General features: G+C 67.2%; 4 protein-coding genes. All 4 read left to right on the top strand.

Translation table 11 applies throughout. The features are described from left to right. Positions 1-283: 283 nt before the first annotated feature. Entirely contained in the window at positions 284-1,390 is a 1,107-nt protein-coding gene (locus tag VGL30_RS17170) for an amidohydrolase family protein (RefSeq protein WP_331541242.1), read from the top strand. Between the two features lie 82 nt (positions 1,391-1,472). Beyond that, on the top strand, positions 1,473-1,850 hold the full coding sequence (locus tag VGL30_RS17165) for a Zn-ribbon domain-containing OB-fold protein (protein ID WP_331541241.1): 378 nt from the start codon (positions 1,473-1,475) through the stop codon (positions 1,848-1,850). After that, positions 1,850-3,004: a thiolase C-terminal domain-containing protein gene (locus VGL30_RS17160; RefSeq protein ID WP_331541240.1), complete on the top strand. Its 1,155-nt coding sequence runs from the start codon at positions 1,850-1,852 to the stop codon at positions 3,002-3,004. The genes VGL30_RS17165 and VGL30_RS17160 overlap by 1 nt, the downstream gene beginning before the upstream one ends. A 121-nt stretch (positions 3,005-3,125) precedes the next feature. After that, positions 3,126-3,264 (top strand): CoA transferase (locus VGL30_RS17155; RefSeq protein WP_331541243.1); only part of this gene is annotated, 139 nt, incomplete at its 3' end.

The raw sequence follows: 3,264 nt of genomic DNA, 5'->3' as shown, positions 1-3,264 counted from the left end.
ACCACCTATGTGTTCCATGACCCCGCCAAGATCGGCTGGGCCATCTCGGCGACCTTCATGCTCCTCCAGCCGCTGGCAATCCTGACCTTGTGGGCCGCGCTCAAGGCGACGCGCGCGGCCGCCGCCGAGGCGGAGGCCTTGAGGCGCACGTGAAGGCGGCTTGCGGACCGCGGCCTGGACGCCGGCCGTCAGATTTCGCCGCGACGGGTGTCGTATTCTGACGTAGCCTCCTCCTGGCGGAGGGCTAACCTTCGCCAACTTTATTCGACTGAGGATCTGGACCATGAACGCGATCGTCAAAGAGCCGCTGATCTCGGTGGACTCCCATGTTCAGTTCACCGACGAGTGGGTGAAGGAACGCCTGTCCGCACGCATGAAGGGCGTGTGGGACGAGGCCGTGCGCAAGCACAAGGCCGCCGAGGTCGCGGCCCGCGGCGGACGTCCCCCGCTGGCCATCGAGGACTTCGTGGACATGGAGGCGGCCAACGACCCGGGCCACTTCGAGCCCCACGCCAAGCTGGCGGCCATGGACCGCGACGGCGTGCAGGCGGAAGTGATCTTCCCTGAACTCGGCGGCAACAAGATCTGTGCGCCCGCCTACATGGGCGCGGACTGGAAGGAAGGCATCAAGGGCTTCAACCAGGCCATGGCCGACTTCGCGTCCGTCAGCCCGAACCGGCTGCTCACCGCCTACCAGATGCCGATTTCCGACATCCCCTTCGCGATCAGCGAAGTCGAGCGCCTGACCAAGCTGGGCGCGCGCTGCGTGCAGGTGCACCCCTATCCTTCGGAACTCGGCCTGCCGGACTTCCAGGACGCCAGCTACGATCCGCTATGGGCCGCCATCAGCGAGGCCAACCTCACGGTGATGAACCACCTGGAGATCAAGGCCAGCATGCTGGAGGTCTTCAAGCGCGATCCGACGCCCCAGCGCGGCATCTACACGATGCTGCCGGCGCTCGGCCTGGCCGAAACCATCTGCTTCTGGATCCTGACCGGCACGCTGGAAAAGTTCCCGAAGCTGAAGGTGCTGTTCGTAGAGCCGGGCCTGGGCTGGCTGCCCTGGCTGTTCGAGAAGCTCGATGAGCGCATGCACCTGCACTACAAGTTCCCGGGCGTGAAGAAGCTGCCCAGCGAGTATTTCAAGACCCAGATGGGCGCGACCTTCATGTACGAGCCGACCGGCTTGAAGTCCGCTTATGACGCCTTCGGCCCGGACTGCCTGTTCTGGTCCACCGACTTCCCGCACCCGGCCACCTGCTGGCCCAACTCGCAGAGCCAGGTGAAGTCGCAGTTCGCCGAAGCCGGCCTGCCGGAAGACGCGCGCCGCAAGATCATCTACGAAAACGCGCAGAAGATGTTCGGCCTCGGCCAGGAAGTCAGCGCCTAGGCGCATTCGACAAGAACGCCGCCGCCGGCGATCCCGGCGAGCGGCGCTTTGTATTCGGGCATTCGGTTCGGGGAGGGCGTCCATGCGAGACGATGATTTCTTCTGGGAAGGCGCGCGGGCAGGCAGGCTGCTCGTGCAGAAATGCGGCAACTGCGGGCTCGTGCGGCATCCGCCCGCGCCCATGTGCGCCAAGTGCCAGAGCCTGGAAGTCGACATCCAGGAATGCTGCGGCCGGGCGAAGGTGCTGGGCTGGGTCGCCTCCAAGCACCCCAACCGCCCCGACGAGGATCCGCGCATCGTCGTCCACCTGGAGCTGGAGGAAGGGATCAAGCTGATCTCCAACATCCAGGGGATCCCGCTCGACGAGATCCACGTCGGCCTGCCGGTGGAGGTGTTCTACCAGGAGTTCGACGGCGTGGTCCTGCCGCAGTTCCGGCCCGCAGCTGGGGTGGCCGCCTGATGGTCGTTCCGCTTACCCTCACCGCCATCGCCGGCGTCGGCGAGACCGACTATTCCGCCAATTCCGGACGTAGCGAACTCAGGCTGGCCGCCGAGGCCAGCCTCGCCGCCATCCGCGACGCGGGCCTCACGCCGGCCGACATCGACGGCGTGGTCACCTTCACCTTCGATTCCAACGACGAGCTGGAGCTGCAGCGCTCCCTGGGGATACCCAGCCTGCGCTGGACCTCGCGGACGCCGTTCGGAGGCTCGGGCGCCAACGCCACCGTGCAGCAGGCCGCCGCCGCGGTGGCTTCAGGAGCGGCCAAGGCCGTCCTGATCTACCGGGCGTTCAACGAGCGTTCGGGCCGCCGCTTCGGCACCCCGGAATCCCACGCCGGCTTCGGCATGGGCGGGCGCAAGCTCGACTTCCACTACACGCTGAACCTCAACACCGCGGCCAAGAGCTACGCGCTGGAGAACCAGCCCTACCTGACCCGCTACGGCATCACCAGCGAGGACCTCGGCCGCTATGTGGTCTCGACCCGCGACTGGGCCGCGACCAATCCGCGGGCGGCCTATTACCAGCGGCCGCTGACCCTGGAGGAGCACCAGGCGTCGCGCTGGATCGTCGAGCCGATCATCCGCCGCTGGGATTGCTGCCTGGAGACCGACGGCGGGGCGGCCCTGGTGATCACCTCCCTCGACCGCGCCCGTGACCTGAAGCAGCCGGTGGTGCGCATCCACGCCGCCACCCAGCAGCACGACATCCACAGCCGCATCATCTACGATGTCTACCGCAGCGACGCGGAGGTGGCGGCGGAAGCCCAGGCGATGAACGATGAGCTGCAGCGCCAGAGCGGCATCCGGCCGCACGAGGTGAACGTGGCGATGATCTACGACGCCTTCACCCCCGGGGTGCTGAAGGCGCTGGAGGAGCGCGGGTTCTGCGGCCCGGGCGAGGCCAAGGACTTCATCGCCGCCGGCCACACCGGCCGCGGCGGCTCCATGCCGGTCAACCCCAACGGCGGCCTGATGGGCGAAGCCTATATCCACGGCATCAACAACATCGTCGAGGGCGCGCGCCAGATCCGCGGCCAGGCGGTCAACCAGCAGGCCAACGTCGAGCGGGTGCTGGTGAGCGGCGGCAGCGCGCTGATCCTCGGCACGCCCTGAAGCTGCGGATGTCGGAATTTGCGCCATCGCCTGTCATATTCGGGCGTGGCTGAGCGGCGCGTTGGCACTACCTTTACGCTGCGGCGCCCTGGCGCCGGACGATAGTTTGTGGAGCTAGGCGATGGCGAGCGCGCTTTCGGGACTGCGGGTGCTGGATCTCTCCTGGGGGATCGCGGGGCCGATGACCACCATGCTGCTGGCCGACCACGGCGCGGACGTGGTGAAGATCGAGCCGCCCGGCGGCGACCCCTTCCGCAAGT

Source organism: Phenylobacterium sp., assembly GCF_036502675.1.
Classification (GTDB): domain Bacteria; phylum Pseudomonadota; class Alphaproteobacteria; order Caulobacterales; family Caulobacteraceae; genus Phenylobacterium.
Note: the sequence above shows the minus strand (reverse complement) of the source record. Positions and strands in the feature narration are given on the sequence as shown.

Bases quoted from the DNA above. Each gene is read 5' to 3' on its own strand.
- VGL30_RS17170 (WP_331541242.1), top strand. From the start codon at position 284: ATGAACGCGATCGTCAAAGAGCCGCTGATCTCGGTGGACTCCCATGTT.
- VGL30_RS17165 (WP_331541241.1), top strand. From the start codon at position 1,473: ATGCGAGACGATGATTTCTTCTGGGAAGGCGCGCGGGCAGGCAGGCTG.
- VGL30_RS17160 (WP_331541240.1), top strand. From the start codon at position 1,850: ATGGTCGTTCCGCTTACCCTCACCGCCATCGCCGGCGTCGGCGAGACC.